Consider the following 18112-nt stretch of genomic DNA (forward strand, 5'->3'; position numbering starts at 1 on the left):
AGTTATAATCAGTCGACCTGGACACCGGTCACGTCGAAGCGAACCCCGCCGTCCTCGCTTTCTGCGACAGTTATCCGGCCGCCGTGTGCGTCGACGATTTCGGAGACGATAGCCAGCCCGAAGCCGGTCCCGTCGTCGCTCGTGGTGTAGCCGCGCTCGAACACCTCGTCACGCTCGTCTTCGGGAATCCCGGGACCGTCGTCCGCGACGTAGAACCCCCGGCCGTCAGCGAGGGTCCCGACGCGGACGGTCACGGGGTCGTTGCTGTGCTCCACACTGTTTCGGAAGAGGTTTTCGAAGAGCTGCTGAAGCCGCGTCTGGTCGCCCGTGATTCGTGCGTCCGTATCGACCCGTTCAAGCGTCGCGTCCGAGCTCTCGACGGTGTCCCAGGCGGCCGTGATGATGTCGTCTAACGACGTTTCGGTCGCGTCAATGACCTTGTGGCCGCCGCGAGCGAGCGCGAGCACGTCGTCGATGAGTTCATCCATCCGTTCGAGTGACCGCCGGAGCGATTCGACGTGCTCCGGGTCTCCGTCGTACTCCTCGTCGACAAGCGTGAGCCGGCCGACCGCGACGTTGAGCGGGTTCCGGAGGTCGTGGCTGACGACGCTGGCAAAGTCCTCCAGACGGTTACGCTGGCGAGTGAGTTCCTGCTCACGGCGTTCACGCTCCTGTTCGTAGCTGATCCAGTTCCCCATCAGCTCGACGAGCGTGACTTCCCACTCCGAAAAGGAATCACGGCGTTCCGTGCCGTAGAAGCAGAACGTCCCGTACACCGACCCGTCGACGATGACGGGCGTTCCAAGGTAACAGGAGATTCCCATCTCCGTGTAGCCGGCCTTGGCGGTCAGCTCAGGGCGGTCTGCGGCGATATCAGCGAGCACCAGCGTTTGCTCCTCAACGACGGCCCGTTCGCAGTTCGTGGCGTCCAGCGGGACTGCATCGCCCGCCTCGATAGCTCCCGTCCGGTCGCGGACGATTTCGAAGACGTACATATCGCCATCGATGTGTGAGAGCGCGGCCGTTTCGGCTTTGAGGGCGTTCTGCCCGATTTCGAGGAGTCGCTCGACCTTCTCCTCGAAATCCAGGTCTTTGCGCGAGATGACCCCGTAAATCTCTCGCAGCGTCCGCTCTCTACTCCTGATCTCTTCTTCGTGCCTGTGCCGCTCAGTGATATCACGGAAGTACACCGAAATTCCGGTTGGCGATGGGTACACGGACACGTCGAACCACGTCTGTAGCGGCTCGAAGTACCCTTCGAAGGATGTTGGCTCCTGCTTGGTCATCGCCCGTCGGTACTGCTTGCTGAACTCCGTTCCTTCTATCGACGGGACCGCCTCCCAGATATTCTGCCCCAGCAAGTCAGCAGTATCCCCGTCCAATGCCATCGCACGGCCGATGACGCGCCGGCCACGTTCGTTGAGGTAGGTAAACTCCCAGTCCTCGTCCACCGCGAAGAATCCGTCTGTCATCCGGTCAAGGATGTCTGCCTCCTCCAGATAGCGGGCGACAGCAGCGGTAATCCGCTGTCGGAGCAGCTCCGTCTGTTCTGAGAGCGGTGTCTTCGTCACGTAGTCCGTGACCCCGGCCGAAATGGCATCGCTGGCCACGCTCTCATCGCCGTCATCAGTAAAGAGGAGGAACGGGAGGTCAAAGGACTGGTCCCGGACGGCCCGTAACAGTTCGATTCCGTCTCGGTCCGGCAGTCGATACTCGCTGACGACACAGTCGTAGGACGCGTTTTCGAGTGATGTGAGTGCGTCGTCCGCCGTCTCACACACCGTCACAGTAAATTCGTCGGGGCTCCCGCTCAGTGTCTCCGTGACTGCCGTGATGTCGTCGCAGTCCGCGTCAACATAGAGAACGCGTACCCGCCCGGCAGTTCCGTCGGCCCCGTGACGGTTCGGCGTGGCCACGGGTGTATCCATACCCGTTTCAGGGTATGTGGGGATAAAATTGTACCGCCGGTAGGCTTTCATTACCAGGGTTTTACCCCGTGTATAGCGACTGAGAGGTCAGTCGGGCCGGCGAGCTGACAGGACCGGAATCTCGTCGATGCGCTCTGTCGAAAGCGCGTCCCAGTCGACGCCCGCTGGCGTCGTATGCGTGGTCGCCGTCTCGACAGTGCGCTCCGGCGTCACAACCCAGTCCATCGGCACGTCGTGGTCGTCGACGGGGACAGTGGTGTCGACGACGCCTTCGGGGCCGCCAACAATCTGAAGTTCGTGGACCGTCGTCACGACCGGTGTCGTCTCGTCGACCAGTCCCAGTTCACGGAGAACAGCGTATTCGAGGTCGCTGTACCCCTCGCCTTTCCCGGTGCGCGCGCCGTCCTCGGTGACTGCGACCGAGCCCGACACCACGAGGTCGACGCTCCCGACCGCCTCGGGGCCCACTTGCCGGGCGTGGTCCGCGACGTTCGACACCGCCGGCGCGGCCTCGATATCGTCGAGTTCGTCGGGGTCGAGTTCGTAGAAGCACCGCTCGTCCCGGAGCCGTGGCACGGCCATGTACACCGTCTTGCCGGCCCGTAGCGCCGCCCGTCGGACCGGGAGCTGTGGCGAGTCCGGGTTCGCCTTGACCGTCTCAGCGTCGTCCCAGACCGCCGTCTCGGTCAGGCTCTGTGCGGCCTCGCTTGCGCCCTCGAAGTTCGGAATTCGGTCGTGGGGCGGGAACGGGAACCGGGCGATACCCCGCTCTTCCAGCGCGTCCCAGACCGTCTCGCGGATGGTTTGTTTGTCCATGGCGCTATCGCCTCCGGCGTGAGAGCGTGCTGACGAGGGCGAGTACTGCGAGAAGCGCCCCGACGGCGGTGAATCCGGGACCGCTGGCGTCGGTCGTGGGCTGGTCAGTGCTCGGCGTGTGGTCCGCGGGCGTGGGCTCGCTCGTCTGGGTCGCGGCCGGCGTCACAGCCGACCGGGGAACGTAGCTGTCGGCGTCGTAGCGGTCCGGGTAGAGCTGTGCAGTGGCGTTGTGTGCGAACGAGACCACGCTCCGCGGGGCTGGCTGATTGATGTTCCGCACCTGTACGGCGACCGTCGAATTGGTCTCGCCCGCGGTCGTGCTGGCGTAGGGTTCTGTCTCCGCGACGGTCGCTGTGTTCTCGGTAACAAAGAGCACGGCCGGGTCGAGCTGAAGGATGACCTCGTCGCTGAGCTGTGGGTACTGTGTGTGGTTACGGGCCGCAACGTTCTCCGCGCCCGCGAGTTCGATGAGCGACGTGACGAAGGTGTTGCCCGCCGCCACGTACCCCCCACCCAGCGGGTACAGCGCGGTCGGTCGGTCCTCGACATCGGCGGTGACCTGCCGGACAGCGTCGACGTTTGCGTCCATCCAGGCGTTCGCTTCGCTCGCACCCTCGCAGTTGCCGGTCAGGCGGCCGATGGTCGTTGTCTTTGTCCGGATATCCTCGATAGTTGTCGCGGCGGGGAGGTGATACACGGTGACCCCGGCCTGCCGGAGCGGGGTTACGTCACCGGCGCTGGCGTTCGGTGCAATCACCAGGTCCGGGTTCGTGCTGACGACGCGCTCAACGTTGACGCCGAAGCTCGCGGAGACGTTCGTCCGACTCTCAGCACCGTCCAGATAGCTTGCATACTGTGTGAGCCCGACAACCTGAGAACGACCGCCGATCTCCCACATCGTCTGGGCGGCCGAGGGGTTGGTCGTCGTCACCCGCGCCGGGCGCTCCTCGATAGTGACCTCGGTCCCGGTCGCGTCGGTCATCGTGACCGGAAACGAGCAGCCCTCCGCCTGTGTGGCTGCTGTTGCTGAGGCTGGAGTGATACCCGCGAACGAGCCGACGAGCAGGACAAAGACACAGACGAGAGACCGTCGTCGCATACCATAGGCGGGTGTCAGGAGCAATAAATACTTATCTACTGCAAGTGGGCTTTCATACATGCGTTTCGCGGGTCGGACTGTCGGGTGGTCGGCGGGGCTCGTCGCCGTCCTCTGTGCCGTGGTGACGACGAGCGCCGGCATCGGCCCGGTGTGGATTCCGCCTGCCGATGTCGGGAAAGTGCTGCTCAACGCTGTCGTCGTTCCGACTGGCATCTCGATCTCCGGCCCTGCCGTCGACGTGACCACGGCTCACGTGTTTTCCTACGCTGTAAGCGACCTCCAGACACAGATAGTGCTGCAGGTCCGACTCCCCCGGATACTGCTCGGTGCGGTCGTCGGCTTCTCGCTTGCCGCCGCAGGGACAATCATGCAGGGTATCTTCCGGAACCCGATGGCAGACCCCTCTATCATCGGCGTCTCCTCCGGTGCGGCGGTCGGCGCGGTCGGGTTTATCGTTGCGCCGGTCGTTATCCCGTTCGGCCTCGGACTCCGCGGCGCAGCCTTCGCGGGAGCGCTGGTCGCGGCCTTCGGCGTCTATCTCATCGCGACGCGAAACGGCCACACACCGGTCGCCACGCTGTTGCTGGCTGGCGTGGCGATACAGACGTTTCTGGGCGCGGTGGTCTCGTTCCTGTTGCTTCACAGCGGTGAGAGCATCCGCCGGGCGCTGTACTGGCTGATGGGCCATCTCAAGGGCGCGTCGTGGCCCGAAGTGACCACCAGCGTCGTACTCGTCGCTGTCCCGTTCGTCGTGTTGCTCGCGTACGCACGCGACCTGAACGTCATGCTGCTCGGCGAGGAGGACGCACAGAGCCTCGGTATCGAGGTCGAACGGACAAAGCGGGTCCTCCTCGCGCTGTCGGCGGTCATCACGGCGGCAGGCGTCGCCGTCGCCGGCATCGTCGGCTTTGTCGGCCTCATCGTCCCCCACGTGATGCGGCTGCTCGTCGGGCCGGACCACCGGATACTGCTCCCGACGGCGGCGCTCGCCGGCGCGTCGTTCCTCGTGGCGACGGACACGCTGGCACGCTCGGGCAGCGCCGAGGTCCCGGTCGGCATCGTCACCGCCGTCCTCGGCGCGCCGTTCTTCCTGTACTTGCTCCGGAAGCGGGAGGTGCACGAGCTATGAGCGAGCAGACCGCGCCCGAAGGTTCGGACCCAGAACGGGACCGCTCCGGGCCGATGCTTGACGTGTCTGACCTCGCGGTCTCCTTCGGCGACCAGTCGGTTGTCTCGGGCGTCGATTTCAGCGTCGACCGCGGGTCGCTCGTCGGCCTCGTCGGTCCCAACGGCGCGGGTAAGACGACCGTCCTGCGAGCGGTGAAGGGGACGCTCAACCCGGACACCGGAACAGTTCGTGTCGACGGCGAGCCGATTTCGAACCGCTCGGCGAAGGCGGTGAGCCGCCTCGTCGCGAGCACGCCACAGGGCACCGCACTGTCGTTCGACTTCAGCGTCAGGCAGACCGTGGAGATGGGCCGGACGCCACATCTCGGCCGGTTCGACCGGATGGACGAGGCCGACCGGCGCGCCGTCGAGCGGGCGATGGAACGCGCGAGCGTCACGCAGTTCGCCGACCGGCCGTTCACCTCGCTCTCGGGCGGCGAGCGCCAGCGGGTCCTCCTCGCTCGGGCGCTTGCACAGGAGACACCGGTGCTCCTGCTCGACGAACCGACGGCGAGCCTCGACATCAACCACGCTGTCCGCACGCTCGAACTGGTCCGGACGCTCGTCGACGACGGGAAGACGGCCGTCGCCGCGATTCACGACCTCAATCTGGCCGCGCGGTACTACGACGAACTGGTGTTGCTCGCCGGCGGCGGGGTCCGCGCCGCGGGCCGTCCTGCTGACGTTCTCACGAGCGACACGCTCCGTGACGCCTTCGACGCGGAGACGCTGGTGACGACCCAGCCCGGCACCGACGCGCCGCTCGTGACACCGCTGCCCGAGCAGGAGTCGGTCGCCCGTCGCGTCCACGTCGTCGGGACCGGCACGCCAGCGGCTGCCGCCGTCTCGAAGCTCGTCGGGGCCGGCTGTCGGGTCAGCATCGGCGTCGTCCCCGCCGGTGACACAGCTGCCGAGCGGGCCGCCGATCTCGACTGCGAGGCGGTCACGGTCCCGGCCTTCGCCGGCATCGACGACGCGGCACGCCAGCGCGCCGCCGACCTCGCCGCTACGGCCGATGCCGTCGTGATAGCGGGCGAAACCGGTGACGGCAACAGCCCGGTTATCGAGGCTGGCGGTGCCTGCTTCGCCGTCGAGACAGACGAGAGCGCCTACACCAGCAACGGTCACGACACCGTGCCGCTGACTGCGCTCCCTGCGGCAGTCGCGTCCCTGCCGCCCGCAACGGAGCGCGACGCGACACCGCCACTCAGCCAGTCGACCACTGACTGAGAGCACCGCCGACTGAGAACAGCAACACCGATACTTCTCGTCCACGTACCCCGCCCGTGGACGACACGATTTCGTGGCTCCGGAACCGTCCGTACTACGAGGGACAGATCGTCGACCAGCGGACGGTACCCGGTCGGGACGCACGGACCGCGGACTGCGAGGTTGCGGACCGGCTCGGCGGCGTCCTTGAAGACCGGGGCATCACGGACCTCTACGCCCATCAGGTGGACGCTATCGAGGCGGTCCGCGGCGGCGAGAACGTCGTCCTCGCGACCGAGACGGCCAGCGGTAAGAGCCTCGCCTACACCGTGCCGGCCTTCGAGCGGGCGCTGGACCGCCGGGCGACGACGTTGTACATCGCGCCACAGGTCGCGCTCATCAACGACCAGACCGAGACGCTGTCGGAACTCGCGCAGGGGCTGGGCTTCGCCTCCGGGGTCTCCGTCGCCCAGTACACCGGTCGGCAGTCCAAATCCGAGAAGGAGGCCATCCGGGAGCGCCAGCCGACCGTGTTGCTGACCACGCCAGATATGCTCCACTACGGCATCCTCCCCCACGCCCACCGGCTGTGGGACTGGTTCTTCCAGCGGCTCGAAACCGTCGTCGTCGACGAGGTCCACGGCTACCGCGGCGTGTTCGGCAGCCACGTCTCGCTGGTGATGCGCCGCCTCCAGCGTATCGCCGAGCGGTTCGACGCCGGCAGAGATAGCAGCGAAAGCAACGGCAGAAGGGGCGACAACGCAACAGCGGGCGGCCCTGAGTGGGTCTGTTGCTCGGCGACCATCGGCAATCCAGTGGAGCACGCGGCAGCGGTCACCGGCCAGCCCGAGCCGTCGTTCGCGCTGGTCGACGAGGACGCGAGCGCCAGCGGGCCGCGGCACTGGCTGCTGTGGAATCCGCCGGAGTACGAGGGCGACGGCTGGGGGAGCGGCCGCCGGAAGTCGAATCACGTCGAGACAAAACAGCTGTTCGTGGACCTCGTCGAGCGGGGCCTCCAGACGGTCGTCTTCGCCGGGTCGCGCCAGACGGCCGAGCGGTACGCCAGCGACAGCGCCGACGAACTCCGGAAGCGTGGCGAGCACGACCTCGCCGATGGCGTCGGCGCGTATCAGGCCGCACTGACCGACGACCGGCGGCGCGAACTGGAGCAGGGCCTGCAGTCGGGGGACCTGCGCGGCGTCTGGTCGACCAGCGCGCTCGAACTGGGCGTCGATGTCGGCGGCCTCGATGCCGTGCTGCTGGACGGCTACCCCGGCACGCGGATGCGGGCCTTCCAGCAGGCCGGACGGGCCGGCCGCGGCACCGACCCCGCCCTGGTGGCGCTGGTCGGCGGGGAGGACCAGCTAGACCAGTACGTCTTGCGCAACCCCGACGCGCTGTTCGAGACAGGGGCCGAGCAGGCCGTGACCAACCCCGAAAACGAGCAACTGCTCCCGGGCCACGTCCACGCAGCCGCCTGCGAAAACTGGCTCTCGCCGGACGACGACCGTCATTTCGGCGAGACGTTCCCCGACGTGGTTTCCGGCCTCGAATCGGCCGGGAAACTCGACCGCCGCCAGACCGACCAAGGGATGCGCTGGCTCGGTAACGGCAGCCCACACCACGAGATGAACCTGCGGACCGTCGACGACGGCGAGGTGAAACTGGTGGCGAAAGGCGACGTGATAGCGAAACTCTCCGTCGAGGACGCATTGCGGGACGCCCACCCCGGCGCGATTTACCATCATCAGGGCCGGCGCTACGAGGTGACGGACCTCGACCTCAACGCGGGTGTGGCAGAACTCGACCGGACGTGGGCCGACTACTTCACCCGCGTCCTGCACGACAAGACCATCACCGTCGAGGCGGACCTGGCGGAGCGGCGACTGCCGACCCGCGAAGACGTGCCGGTCCGCTTCGCGTCCGTGACGATGCGCAAGCAGATCACCGGCTACGAGCGCCGCGACGGCTCCTCAGGGGAGGCCCTCGGACAGCGCTCGCTCGACCTACCAGAGACGACGCTGGAGACGAAGGCGCTGTACCACACCGTGCCGTCGGACCTAGAACGCGAGATACGGCAGGGTGCGTACGGGGCTGAGAGCGGGAGCGAAAGCGGCGACGGCGTTCAGTCCGGCGATGCGGTGACCGACGGCGGCGACGACGGCGACTTCCCAGGGGCCATCCACGCCGCCGAGCATGCCATGATTTCGATGTTCCCCTTTGAATACCTCTGTGACCGCGGCGACATCGGCGGCCTGTCGACGCCGCGCCATCCCCACACCGGCGAACCGACCATCTTCATCTACGACGGCTATCCCGGCGGCATCGGGCTAACGCGAGCGGGCTACCACGATATTGGGCCGCTGATGGACACCACGCTGTCGATGCTGACCGCGTGTGACTGCGCCGACGGCTGTCCGGCCTGCGTGCAGTCGCCCCACTGCGGGAACGCGAACGACCCGCTGGACAAACATGGCGCGATACATTTACTGGACGGGTTGTTGAATCGATAACAAGCCCTCTTATTCCGGCGGTGGTTCAGGCGTCATCCGCCGCTTTCGGCAGCGTGAGTCCGACAACGGCCCCCCGCGGCTCGTTATCTTCGACCCACACGTCGCCGCCGTACGCGTCGACCAGCGTTCGGACGAGGTAGAGGCCGACGCCGGTCCCTTCACTGTCCGGTCGCTTCTCCCCGCGCTCGAACACCGTCCGTTTCTGCTCGTCCGGGATTCCCGGGCCGTTGTCGGCGACAATGACGTTGACTACGTCTCCATCATCAGTTGCGTCGACGACGACTGACGGCGTTGCCGAGTCGTTGTGCTGGATGGCGTTAGTCAGGACGTTCCGGAACACGGAGGACAGGAGTTCGTCAGCTTGGACCTGTACCGACGGGAACTCATCCAGGACGGTAACCTGTGCGTCAGTGTACGTCGCTGTGATGTCTTCGGTCACCGAGGACAGGACTGGGCCGAGGGCGACCGGCTCAGTCTCCCAGTCCGTCTGTCGCATTACCGTCGCAAGGTTTCCAGCCGTCTCAAGCAGTTCTGCGGCCGACTGGCTACTCTCCTGAATCCCGTCGACGTGTTCTAGGGCGTCGCCACTGCACTGGTCCCGGAGCAACTCCGCCCGGCCGGTGATGGTCTGTAGGTGATTCGTGAGGTCGTGACGGACGATCTGGTTCAACAGGTCGAGGTTGTCGCGTTGCCGCTTCAGCTCCCGCTCGCGCTCGATCCGTTCGAGGGTCGAGAGTACGTTCTTCCCGAGGATATCGGCCAACTGCGTCTCACGCTCAGTCGGTTCGGCTCGCTCATCCGTCCCAGCAGTCAAAAGCCCATATTCTGCGAGCGGGACGGTGATACCGCCATGCAGCGGTGCATCAGACGCGGCTTTTTCTTCCGAAACCAGAACTCGCTGTGTCTCGTCGGATTCGTACTGTTTCCACAGCCAGCTCCCATGCTCATGTCGCATTACCTTCCCCGGGTCAGCAGGGGCCTCGACGTGCTCCCGGAGTGGCTCGGAGATGGTTACGGCTTTGAGTTCGCTGTCGGTGGCCTCCCAGAAGACACTGAAGGGAAAATCGAGAATTGCTGTTGCAGTCTCAACTGCGACTGCCGCGACCGCAGACTGGTCTTCGGCGGCCATCAGTCGCCGCATCGCCACATGCAACTCCCCGATCTGGTCAGTTGAGGACGCCTGATAGGGGAGGGAGTCGGAGTTTGACCCCATTTTTAGTTCCTTATTTCGACCTGAATATAAATGTTCTTTTTGTATGTCAAAAGTACACACCCAACGTGGCTGTCAATCACTGCTCGCTCGCGAACTCTATCCACATTCGGGTTTCGTTCACCGCTACGATGGCTAGCTGAAGTCTTCCAGTCGTAACTGGTCGGGGTGGATACCGTCCGGTTCGCTCGCGCCGAGCAGCCGGGGAAGTGCCGTGTTCGCGAACGTCATGCCAACGACGAGCAGTATTGGGGCAAAGAAGAGCCCGTAGAACCCCAGCACGACCGGACCGAGCGTGTACGCGAGCATCAGGAGCCCGACGTGTGTGCTCTCACCGCTGAGAAGTGGCCGGAGCAGCAGGTCCGGAATCGTGTCGACGACGACCACGGCGATGAGGAGGAATCCAAGCACGTACGCAAGCAGCGACGATTGGCCGTCAAGCACCACCGGGAGCGCGGTGATGCCGGTCAGTGGGAGATAGATTATTTTCATCCCAACGACAGGGATCAAGCTCGCGATACCGGTCAGCGCGCCGGCAAGCGTTGGATACGGGACCTCGACAGCCGCCGGCGCTACGACGTTATAGCCGGTGAATGCAGCGATGGCGATGAGCGATATCGCCAGCACGTTCAGGAGATTGCCGAACAGCACCGCTTCCAGCTCCTCGTCGACAGCTTCGAGATACTCGCGGATAATGGCCCCGTCATCGAACCGGAGCAGCCACCCGCGGATGCGTCGTCCGTCTACCAGAAGGTAGTACGTGACGATGGTCGTGATGAACAGATTGAGGAAGAACTGGGAGGCGACCGACGTGAGTACCATGGCGTTCTCGCTGAGGAAGTCAACGAACGGCTTGAGCTGTCCCGACTGGTAGGCGCTGTACAACCCCTCTACGGTGAGGTCTGGCACAGACTCCGCGCCGTCCAGCCAGCTGACGTGTGTTGCGGCCACGTCGACGAGCGCGTACTGGGTGACAAACTGCCGGGCTTCGATGATGAGGAGGACGGCCGCATAGCTGACGAGCAACAGGAGCGGAATCGCCAGCGAAGCCATGACGACGACCGCACGCACCCGCGCCGGAAGGCGGAGCCTGCGCAAGGAGGTGTAGTACCGTCGCGTCGAGTAGTAAAGGAACACGGAGACGGTCAACGCCGCGATAAACTGATATGCGAGGACGCCGACCACCACCGCGACAGCGAGACCAAAGAGGGCGACGACGAAGCGCTTCTCGTCCATATACATACCATCTTATGAACAGGTATAAACGTACGGACGCTGCGAATCTCGCAGACAGCACGGGGTCGATGCTGTACCGACCGGTAGCTATTCGGTTCGCTCGTGCGCCGGCCTGACGCCGTCGTGGACCCCGATGTCGCCGGAGAGTTCGTGCTGGCTCGTGTCACTGAGGTCGATGCCCTCGGCGCGGCAGTCGGCCTGCACCTGCTCGATAAACGCAGCCCTGACCGACGCGAGCCGATTCCGCCGTTCGTTGGGAATCCAGATCCGGCCTGTCAGGATGACCGCTGTCGACGCGAGGTCGCTGACTCTGGCTGTCGGTGCCGGCTTCTCCGAGACGTGATCGAGGTCGCGGGCGGCGTTCGTGATGATGGCCTGTACCGTCTCGATATCGGCGTCATAGCTCACGCCGAACCGGTAGGAGATACCCACCGGGCCTGTTGATGTCTGGTTCGTCACCGCGCTCGTCGCCAGCTCCGTGTTCGGGACGATGATGCGCTCGTTATCTGGCGTTCGAATCCGCGTCACTCGCAGGTCGATATCGACCACCGTGCCCTGCATCCCGTTCCAGGCGATGATGTCACCGACGTTCAGATCCGGGTCAGTCACGATGAACGCGCCAGCGACGAAGTTCCCGAGCACGTCCTGTGCTGCCAGCCCCACCGCCAGTGTGATGCCCGCGGCCAGCAGCGTCGACCCCGCGAGCGCCCCCCTGAAGCCTGCAACGCTCGCTCCGATGACCACCGCAAAGACGACCGACAGCAGGTGGACCGCGCTAGTCAGCGCACTGGCGACCGTTTTATTCGTCGCCGTCCGTGACAGCGCCAACCGGACCGCTGGTACGACGATGAGCCGGCCGACAGCGTAGAGCAGCGCCGCGGCGGCGAGGAACTGCGCCCCGTCAGTCGCGAGTTGTCCGTACGTCGAGACGATGTCGATATCCAGGCCCGCCGGGAACTGCATACCGTCTCTCGTAGCCCAATAGATATGAAATCAGGGTGTCACGTCGGGCTGGTGGCGACCACGGCGCTGCGAGTCTGGTCGTGGCTCCGCCGCTCGTTCTTCGAGGTCGGTTCGCGCACGGCCACGCCATACGCATCACCCGACGCGCTCGTTTAAAATCAACCCCACTCGGTGAATTCCAATTCACCGAGTTGGCTCGCGCGGCACTGCCGCGCGTCACCCAACTCGTTCGTTCAGAATGAGTCTCATTCGGTGGATTTCGATTAATCGCGTCGGTTCGCGCACGGCCACGCCACACGCATCACCCGACGCGCTCGTTTAAAATCAACCTCGTCTTCGTGCCCACAACCTCCTCCAACTCACGCGCTTGCGTGATGAGCCCGTTGACTGCGTCGGTGTCAGCGGCATCAACGACCACGACGATGTCCTCCTCGCCGGAGACCTGCCACACGAAATCAACCTCCTGCCAATCAGCGATGCGGTCCGAAACCTCGGCCGTGTCGACGTTCACATCGACGCTGACCTCGATCATCGCTTTCACGTTGCCGGTCCGCGTCGCGACAGTGAAGCGTTCGATAACGCCGTCCTCGACCAGTCGTTCGACGCGGTTTCGCACAGTCCCTTCCGACGTGCCGACCCGGTCCGCGATTTCCGTATACGGGGTTCGGGCGTCCCGGCGGAGTATCGAGAGTATCTCTCTGTCGAGGTCGTCCATCGAGATATGACAGTATCACCGGTCGTGACTTGAGGATTACGAAATTCGAAACTCGTCTTCGAAAGCAACCCTTATGGCCGACTATAGTATACGCATCTCGTAATGGCTGACGCATACGTGGCAATCGAAGGCGACCGCGTCATCGAGGCGCGCGCTCGCGCTCCGGGGACGGCCCGCGGTGAACTGGTCTTTACAACGGCGTACACCGGTTACGAGGAGAGTCTCACCGACCCCTCCTACGAGGAACAGGTCCTGACGTTCTCCTATCCGCTCATCGGGAACTACGGCGTCCGAGAGGAACGCTTCGAGTCGGACCGCGTCCACCCGCGCGCGGCAGTGGCCCGCGAGATGACCGACGACGTGGCCGAGTGGCTCGAATCCGAGGGTATCCCGGCCGTCGACCACCTCGACACGCGCGACATCGTCACCGAAATCCGCGACGAGGGGGCGATGAAATGCGGGATCGCCGCCGGGCCGGACGTGACCGAGCAGGACGCGCTCGACGAACTCCACGAGTGTAAGCATATGTCTGACCACACCGACATCGGCGCGCAGGTCTCCGTCGACGAGGTGGAGGTCCACAACGAGGGCGGCGACGGTGCGACGGTCGCGCTGGTCGACTGCGGTGCGAAGGGCTCTATCGCCGAGTCGCTCGTCGAACGCGACGCCGAGGTCCACGTGTTCCCGTACGACGCCACCGAGGACGACGTGGCCGCTGTCGACCCGGACCTGCTGTTCATCTCGAACGGCCCCGGCGACCCCGAGAACTTCGAGCAGGCTGGGGAACTCGTCGAGACCTACGTCGGCGACGTGCCGCTCGCGGGCATCTGTCTCGGCCAGCAGGTCGTCGCCAACGCGCTCGGCGGCGAAACTGAGAAGATGGAGTTCGGCCACCGCGGCGTGAACCAGCCGGTCCGTGACCTGCGCTCCAATCAGGTCGTGATGACGACCCAGAACCACGGCTACACCGTCGCCGACCCCGGCGACAAGCTCGACGTGACCCAAATTAACGTCAACGACGACACGCCGGAAGGGCTGGAAAACGACGACCTGAATATCATCACGCGCCAGTACCACCCCGAGGCCAACCCCGGCCCGCATGATTCGCTCGGCTTCTTTGATGATGTGCTAGGGATGGCGGGGGAGTAGGGTGAGCCTGGCCGTAGGGAGCGGCCCTCGCATTGCGAGCGGAGCGGGACCTTCGGTCCCGCAAGCAGTCGGGCGGTATCGCCGCCCGACGACGGGGAACAGAGTGACCCGCGAGCAGTAGCGCGGTTCGAAGCGAGCGGAGCAGATGAGAACCGCGAACCGTGAACAGCAACGAACCGCGGGCGGCGCGGTTTGGACACGCATGAGCCACGTCTTTCAGTCGCTGTCGTCGTCGATTGGTTGCCCGCGGTAGTATTTCGTCTGGTCGCTGTCTTCGCTTTTGGCCGTGTTGTTCTGCGGTGCGACGGGGCGACCGCGGTACATGACTCGGTTGGCGTCGTCGTCGCCGTCGATTGCGTCCGGACTGTCCTGCTGGTGGTTCTCGATGAACTCGGCGGCCGCTTTGAGCGTTGTTTTGTCGGTCTTGCGGTGCACCCAGCAGTGGTACATTTTCCGTGGGGTCCGGAGCGCGAGGCGGTGCGCACGGAACCCGGTCTTGGTGGTAACGTCGGCAACTGCTTCGTGTGGGATCTCGATGATGTCGTCGTCCTCGTCTTTCCCGATGAGACAGAGCGTCCGGCGGCCGGTAACCAGAATGACGGTCCGTCGGTCGCCGACCGGTGAGTCGGTCTTGCGTTTCGTTCCGCGACCGATGCCGCGCTTCCCGTTGGTCAGGAGATACGCCGGGGCTTCCGCGCCGTCGAAGTACGTCAGCGGTGGGTTGTTCAGCGGTGGTGACTCGGAGAAACGACTCTTGTATCCAGCGAGGACACCTACCGTTACCGAGTCACTGGGAGCCATCTCAGCGACTGTCTCCGCCCGCTTAGTGATGTCCTCTATCATCGGATTCCCGGAGCGGCGACAGCGATTGCAACACGGTCCATACTGCTAGTGTCACAGCCCCAGAAATGAGTGTTACGAACGTGCCATTATTGGCACAGAACAGGACAGATAGTCATCAGTAGCTAATCGAGTACTAGCTATGACCACCATATCGGTTCAACGGTTCGGACATGTAATGGTTGAGAAATCGGTGCATGGATAACAGTCGTTACAGCCCGACCGCTCTATGACTCCTGTCTGACGCCCCTGAACTCGAATCGTGCGCCGCCGGCGTCGCTCTCAGTAACGGACACCGACCAGTCGTGTGCCGCCGCTATCTCCTTGACGATAGCGAGCCCAAAGCCGGTTCCACCGTCAGTGGTGGTGTAGCCGCTCTCAAACACTGTGTCGTGCTTTTCCGGCGGGATACCACCACCATCATCGGCGACGTAAAACCCCGGGTCGTCGAGATCGCCGACCTCAACAGTGACGGCCGGGCCGCCGTGCGTCACAGCGTTGTTGATGAGGTTTTCGAGGAGTTGGCGAACGCGGCTCTCGTCGGCGTAGATTGTGCTCTCAGCAGTGACTTCGAGTGTGGCATCAGACGTCTCGACAGCATGCCAGCAGGACAGCGCCGTCGGTTCGAGGTTGAGCGGCTCCGTTTCGGATACCGTGTCCCCCTCACGGGCGAGAGTCAGCAGATCCTCGATGAGTTCCTTCATGCGGTCGATTGCACGGTAACAGCGGTCGAACTGCTCGTCGTTGCCGGTGTCTCTGGCAAGGGTGAGCGAGCCTTCGAGGACGCTGAGCGGGTTCCGGAGGTCGTGGCTAACGATGCTCGCGAACTCTTCGAGCCGGTCGTTCTGTCGCTCCAGTTCCTCGCGGTACTCGATTCGGTCGGAGATATCCCGTGAGATGGCAACGAGCCGGGTGATCTCTCCGTCAGCGGCGATCGGTGTTACCTGTGTCTCCCAGACGCCAGTCGGGTGGAGGTCCCGCTCCTCGAATGTGATAGGTTCACCGGCCGAGACACACTGCTTGTAGTGGTCGGCGATTCGACGACCGATGTCCGGGCCGGCAGCCTCAACTGGGGTCTGACCGGTCAGTGACTCGGTGTCGAACCCGGTCTGTCGCTCGTAGGCCTCGTTCGTCCGAACGTATCGGAACGTCGGATCGTCTGCCGGCTCCTCAATGTCGACGAGCGCGATGGCGTCGTTGGTGTTCTCGAACACCGCCGCATACTCGTCGGTGAGGCGAGCCAACTCCCGCTCGTGCTGTTTCTGGTCGGTAATGTCAGTCGCAACGACACAGAGGGCGTACGGCTCGCCGTCATCGTCGAGTATCGGTGTCTTCCGCGTCAGATGCGTCCGCTCCGTCCCGTCGACCGGAATCACCGTCTCGACTTCGACGGTCTCTTTCTGTTCAAGGGCCCGCTGATCGTCGGCGTGAGTCTGCTCCGCGATGTGGTCCGGAAGAATATCGTAATCGGACAGGCCGACAACAGATTTGTCAGCGTCGATCCCGTAGAGGTCACGAGCCGCACTGTTGATGAAGAGAAAGCGGCTGTCGAGATCTTTCATCAGGATGTACGTCGGCGCTGTGTCGAGAATGACCTGCAGTTTGCGGCTCGTGTCTTCGAGTTCTTGTTTCCGCTTTTTGTGGTCGGTCACGTCCTGATGGATCCCCACCGCACGGACCGGATCGCCGTTCTCGTCGCGTTCGACCAGTTTGCCAATGTCGCGGATCCATCGGTAGTCGCCGGTCGCCGTCTTGAGGCGATGGTCACATTCGTATATCTCCGTCTCGCCGTCGAGGTGGGCGTTCAGTGCCTCGTAGGTCCGCTCGCGGTCCTCGGGGTGAATCAGTTCGTCCCAGGTGTCGACTGTCGGGTCGAGTTCATTGAGCGTGTAGCCGAGCATATTCGCCCAGCGCTCGTCGAAGGTGACTTGGTCCGTCTGAACGTTCCAGTCCCAGACGCCGAGCTCAGCACCCTCAAGGGCGAGTTCGTGGCGTTCCGTGAGCGTTCTGAGTTCCTGCTGCCGGTCGAGTCTGGAAAGGGCCTCCTCGGTGTTCGCAGCGAGGGTTCGCATCAGCGAGGCCGATGCGTCCTCGAACGCGGCGGCATCGGTAGATGCGGCGATCAGCACACCGTGGTCGCCCAGTGGAATCAGGAGTTCGCTACAGACGTCGGTGTCAGGGTTGTAGCGGTTGGGGTGAGTGGAGACATCGTTGAAAACACGCTGTTCGCCGGAGTCGAACACCTCCCAGACCAGACTATCACCCTCGCTAAACGTCGGATGGTCGTCGATAATCGCCTGAGCCTGGTCGGTCACTGCGGTCGGCCTGAGAGCGTCGGCCGACTCATCGGCGAGAAAGACAGCGCTGAGTGGCAATCCGAGCAGATCACGCGCGGTTTCGACGACCAGTTCGGCGGCAGCCTCGCGTGACTCAACGTGCATCAGCTCTCGCGTTGTGTCGTGCAGTGCCTCGATACGCTGCTGTCGCTGCCGGCGCTCCGTGATCTCCTGAAACTGCGAGAAGATCGCGACGGTCTCTCCGTCTTCTCGGATGATTCGGTTGTGCCACTCACAGACGATCTCCTCGCCGTCGCCGGTCTCGATATCAAGCACCGTATAGTAGCCCCCGCTGCCTTCCTGTAGGGCCGTGATTGTCTCTTCGACCGCATCCAGCGCCGAGTCCGGGACGAGCGTCTCGAACCCCTTGCCGGCGAGCGCCGATTCCCCACGCCGCAGGATCTCCTCGCCTTTCTCGTTGACCTGAACCACCTCAAAGCTCTCGTCCCACTCGATGACGCCGAGCGGTGACTTATCGATAAACAGCGAGAGCCGCTCCCGGCTCGCGTCCAGTGCCCGCTGTGACCGGTACTGCTCGACCGCGTTGGCGATGCGGTTGGCGAGAATTGTGTACTGGTCGGTGCCCTGTTGTTTCTGGAGGTAGTCGGTCACACCGGCCGAAATCGCCTCGCTGGCCACTTCCTCGGAGCCTTTCCCCGTAAAGAGAATGAACGGGAGGTTCTCGTCGATAGCTCGGACGGATTCCAGAAACTCGATGCCGTCCTGACCGGGCATCTCGAAATCCGAGACAACACAATCGATTGGTTCCTCGCTGAGCCGGGTGAGTCCCTCATTTGCCGACGTTGCCGAGACCACGTCGAACCGGTCGTCGGCACGGCTGAGAAACGCCGCCGTCATCGACGCGAACTCGGGGTCGTCCTCGACGTGCAACACACGTACGGCATCGCCCATTGCTCATGTGTGCGTGTCC

Annotated in this window: 14 protein-coding genes; 5 read left to right on the forward strand and 9 right to left on the reverse strand. The window is 64.0% G+C overall.

Annotated elements, in window-relative coordinates; all coding sequences use genetic code 11:
* Positions 1-8: 8 nt before the first annotated feature.
* The 3 genes from BDK61_RS16015 to BDK61_RS16025 all read right to left on the reverse strand — a co-directional run bounded on the left by BDK61_RS16015 (position 9) and on the right by BDK61_RS16025 (position 3843).
* Positions 9-1928, reverse strand: a complete 1920-nt coding sequence (locus BDK61_RS16015; RefSeq protein WP_007189082.1) for a hybrid sensor histidine kinase/response regulator — start codon at positions 1926-1928, stop codon at positions 9-11.
* Positions 1929-2015: 87 nt separating this feature from the next.
* Positions 2016-2744 carry a 5-formyltetrahydrofolate cyclo-ligase gene (locus BDK61_RS16020; RefSeq protein WP_121303739.1) on the reverse strand — a complete coding sequence of 243 codons (729 nt, stop codon included), beginning with the start codon at positions 2742-2744 and terminating at the stop codon, positions 2016-2018.
* 4 nt (positions 2745-2748) lie between these two features.
* Positions 2749-3843: a PGF-CTERM-anchored ABC transporter substrate-binding protein gene (locus BDK61_RS16025; RefSeq protein ID WP_121303740.1), complete on the reverse strand. Its 1095-nt coding sequence runs from the start codon at positions 3841-3843 to the stop codon at positions 2749-2751.
* 58 nt (positions 3844-3901) lie between these two features.
* Between BDK61_RS16025 and btuC the strand changes: the two genes are divergently transcribed.
* From btuC to BDK61_RS16040, 3 genes are read left to right on the forward strand one after another with little or no spacing between them, the layout of a single operon-like run.
* Positions 3902-4972: a vitamin B12 ABC transporter permease BtuC gene (gene btuC / locus BDK61_RS16030; RefSeq protein ID WP_121303741.1), complete on the forward strand. Its 1071-nt coding sequence runs from the start codon at positions 3902-3904 to the stop codon at positions 4970-4972.
* On the forward strand, positions 4969-6240 hold the full coding sequence (locus BDK61_RS16035; RefSeq protein ID WP_121303742.1) for an ATP-binding cassette domain-containing protein: 1272 nt from the start codon (positions 4969-4971) through the stop codon (positions 6238-6240). Before btuC ends, BDK61_RS16035 begins: the two co-directional genes overlap by 4 nt.
* A gap of 56 nt (positions 6241-6296) precedes the next feature.
* Positions 6297-8732 (forward strand): DEAD/DEAH box helicase, encoded by a 2436-nt coding sequence (locus tag BDK61_RS16040; RefSeq protein ID WP_121303743.1) that lies wholly within the window; start codon positions 6297-6299, stop codon positions 8730-8732.
* Between the two features lie 25 nt (positions 8733-8757).
* Here the strand turns inward: BDK61_RS16040 and BDK61_RS16045 are convergent, their stop codons facing one another.
* From BDK61_RS16045 to BDK61_RS16055, 3 genes are all read right to left on the reverse strand, one after another.
* Entirely contained in the window at positions 8758-9945 is a 1188-nt protein-coding gene (locus BDK61_RS16045) for a sensor histidine kinase (protein ID WP_121303744.1), read from the reverse strand.
* A gap of 132 nt (positions 9946-10077) precedes the next feature.
* The gene (locus tag BDK61_RS16050) at positions 10078-11178 is read right to left on the reverse strand and encodes an AI-2E family transporter (RefSeq protein WP_004963941.1); all 1101 of its coding nucleotides are present in this window, start codon (positions 11176-11178) and stop codon (positions 10078-10080) included.
* An 87-nt stretch (positions 11179-11265) separates the two neighbouring features.
* Complete coding sequence (locus BDK61_RS16055; RefSeq protein ID WP_121303745.1) at positions 11266-12141, reverse strand: mechanosensitive ion channel family protein; 876 nt, start codon at positions 12139-12141, stop codon at positions 11266-11268.
* A 24-nt stretch (positions 12142-12165) separates the two neighbouring features.
* Here BDK61_RS16055 and BDK61_RS24240 point away from each other — a divergent pair, with 24 nt between their 5' ends.
* Positions 12166-12297: a hypothetical protein gene (locus BDK61_RS24240; RefSeq protein WP_255458678.1), complete on the forward strand. Its 132-nt coding sequence runs from the start codon at positions 12166-12168 to the stop codon at positions 12295-12297.
* A 145-nt stretch (positions 12298-12442) separates the two neighbouring features.
* Here BDK61_RS24240 and BDK61_RS16060 read toward each other — a convergent pair whose 3' ends face one another.
* Positions 12443-12856, reverse strand: coding sequence for an Lrp/AsnC family transcriptional regulator (locus BDK61_RS16060; protein ID WP_004593789.1), 414 nt, complete (start codon positions 12854-12856; stop codon positions 12443-12445).
* A gap of 102 nt (positions 12857-12958) precedes the next feature.
* On the opposite strand from BDK61_RS16060, the gene carA reads away from it, so the two are divergent.
* Positions 12959-14005, forward strand: a complete 1047-nt coding sequence (gene carA / locus BDK61_RS16065; protein ID WP_121303746.1) for a glutamine-hydrolyzing carbamoyl-phosphate synthase small subunit — start codon at positions 12959-12961, stop codon at positions 14003-14005.
* A gap of 216 nt (positions 14006-14221) precedes the next feature.
* Here carA and BDK61_RS16070 read toward each other — a convergent pair whose 3' ends face one another.
* Together BDK61_RS16070 and BDK61_RS16075 are read right to left on the reverse strand one after the other, a co-directional pair.
* The gene (locus BDK61_RS16070; RefSeq protein WP_121303747.1) at positions 14222-14848 is read right to left on the reverse strand and encodes a hypothetical protein; all 627 of its coding nucleotides are present in this window, start codon (positions 14846-14848) and stop codon (positions 14222-14224) included.
* Positions 14849-15072: 224 nt separating this feature from the next.
* Positions 15073-18093 carry a PAS domain S-box protein gene (locus tag BDK61_RS16075; RefSeq protein ID WP_121303748.1) on the reverse strand — a complete coding sequence of 1007 codons (3021 nt, stop codon included), beginning with the start codon at positions 18091-18093 and terminating at the stop codon, positions 15073-15075.
* Positions 18094-18112: the final 19 nt, after the last annotated feature.

The sequence above is a fragment of the Haloarcula quadrata genome (assembly GCF_003634715.1).
Classification (GTDB): domain Archaea; phylum Halobacteriota; class Halobacteria; order Halobacteriales; family Haloarculaceae; genus Haloarcula; species Haloarcula marismortui.

Coding starts and splice junctions, on each gene's coding strand:
- BDK61_RS16075 (WP_121303748.1), bottom strand. CDS start 18,093: ATGGGCGATGCCGTACGTGTGTTGCACGTCGAGGACGACCCCGAGTTC.
- BDK61_RS16055 (WP_121303745.1), bottom strand. CDS start 12,141: ATGCAGTTCCCGGCGGGCCTGGATATCGACATCGTCTCGACGTACGGA.
- BDK61_RS24240 (WP_255458678.1), top strand. CDS start 12,166: ATGAAATCAGGGTGTCACGTCGGGCTGGTGGCGACCACGGCGCTGCGA.
- carA (WP_121303746.1), top strand. CDS start 12,959: ATGGCTGACGCATACGTGGCAATCGAAGGCGACCGCGTCATCGAGGCG.
- btuC (WP_121303741.1), top strand. CDS start 3,902: ATGCGTTTCGCGGGTCGGACTGTCGGGTGGTCGGCGGGGCTCGTCGCC.
- BDK61_RS16035 (WP_121303742.1), top strand. CDS start 4,969: ATGAGCGAGCAGACCGCGCCCGAAGGTTCGGACCCAGAACGGGACCGC.
- BDK61_RS16025 (WP_121303740.1), bottom strand. CDS start 3,843: ATGCGACGACGGTCTCTCGTCTGTGTCTTTGTCCTGCTCGTCGGCTCG.
- BDK61_RS16015 (WP_007189082.1), bottom strand. CDS start 1,928: ATGGATACACCCGTGGCCACGCCGAACCGTCACGGGGCCGACGGAACT.
- BDK61_RS16060 (WP_004593789.1), bottom strand. CDS start 12,856: ATGGACGACCTCGACAGAGAGATACTCTCGATACTCCGCCGGGACGCC.
- BDK61_RS16050 (WP_004963941.1), bottom strand. CDS start 11,178: ATGGACGAGAAGCGCTTCGTCGTCGCCCTCTTTGGTCTCGCTGTCGCG.
- BDK61_RS16020 (WP_121303739.1), bottom strand. CDS start 2,744: ATGGACAAACAAACCATCCGCGAGACGGTCTGGGACGCGCTGGAAGAG.
- BDK61_RS16045 (WP_121303744.1), bottom strand. CDS start 9,945: ATGGGGTCAAACTCCGACTCCCTCCCCTATCAGGCGTCCTCAACTGAC.
- BDK61_RS16070 (WP_121303747.1), bottom strand. CDS start 14,848: ATGATAGAGGACATCACTAAGCGGGCGGAGACAGTCGCTGAGATGGCT.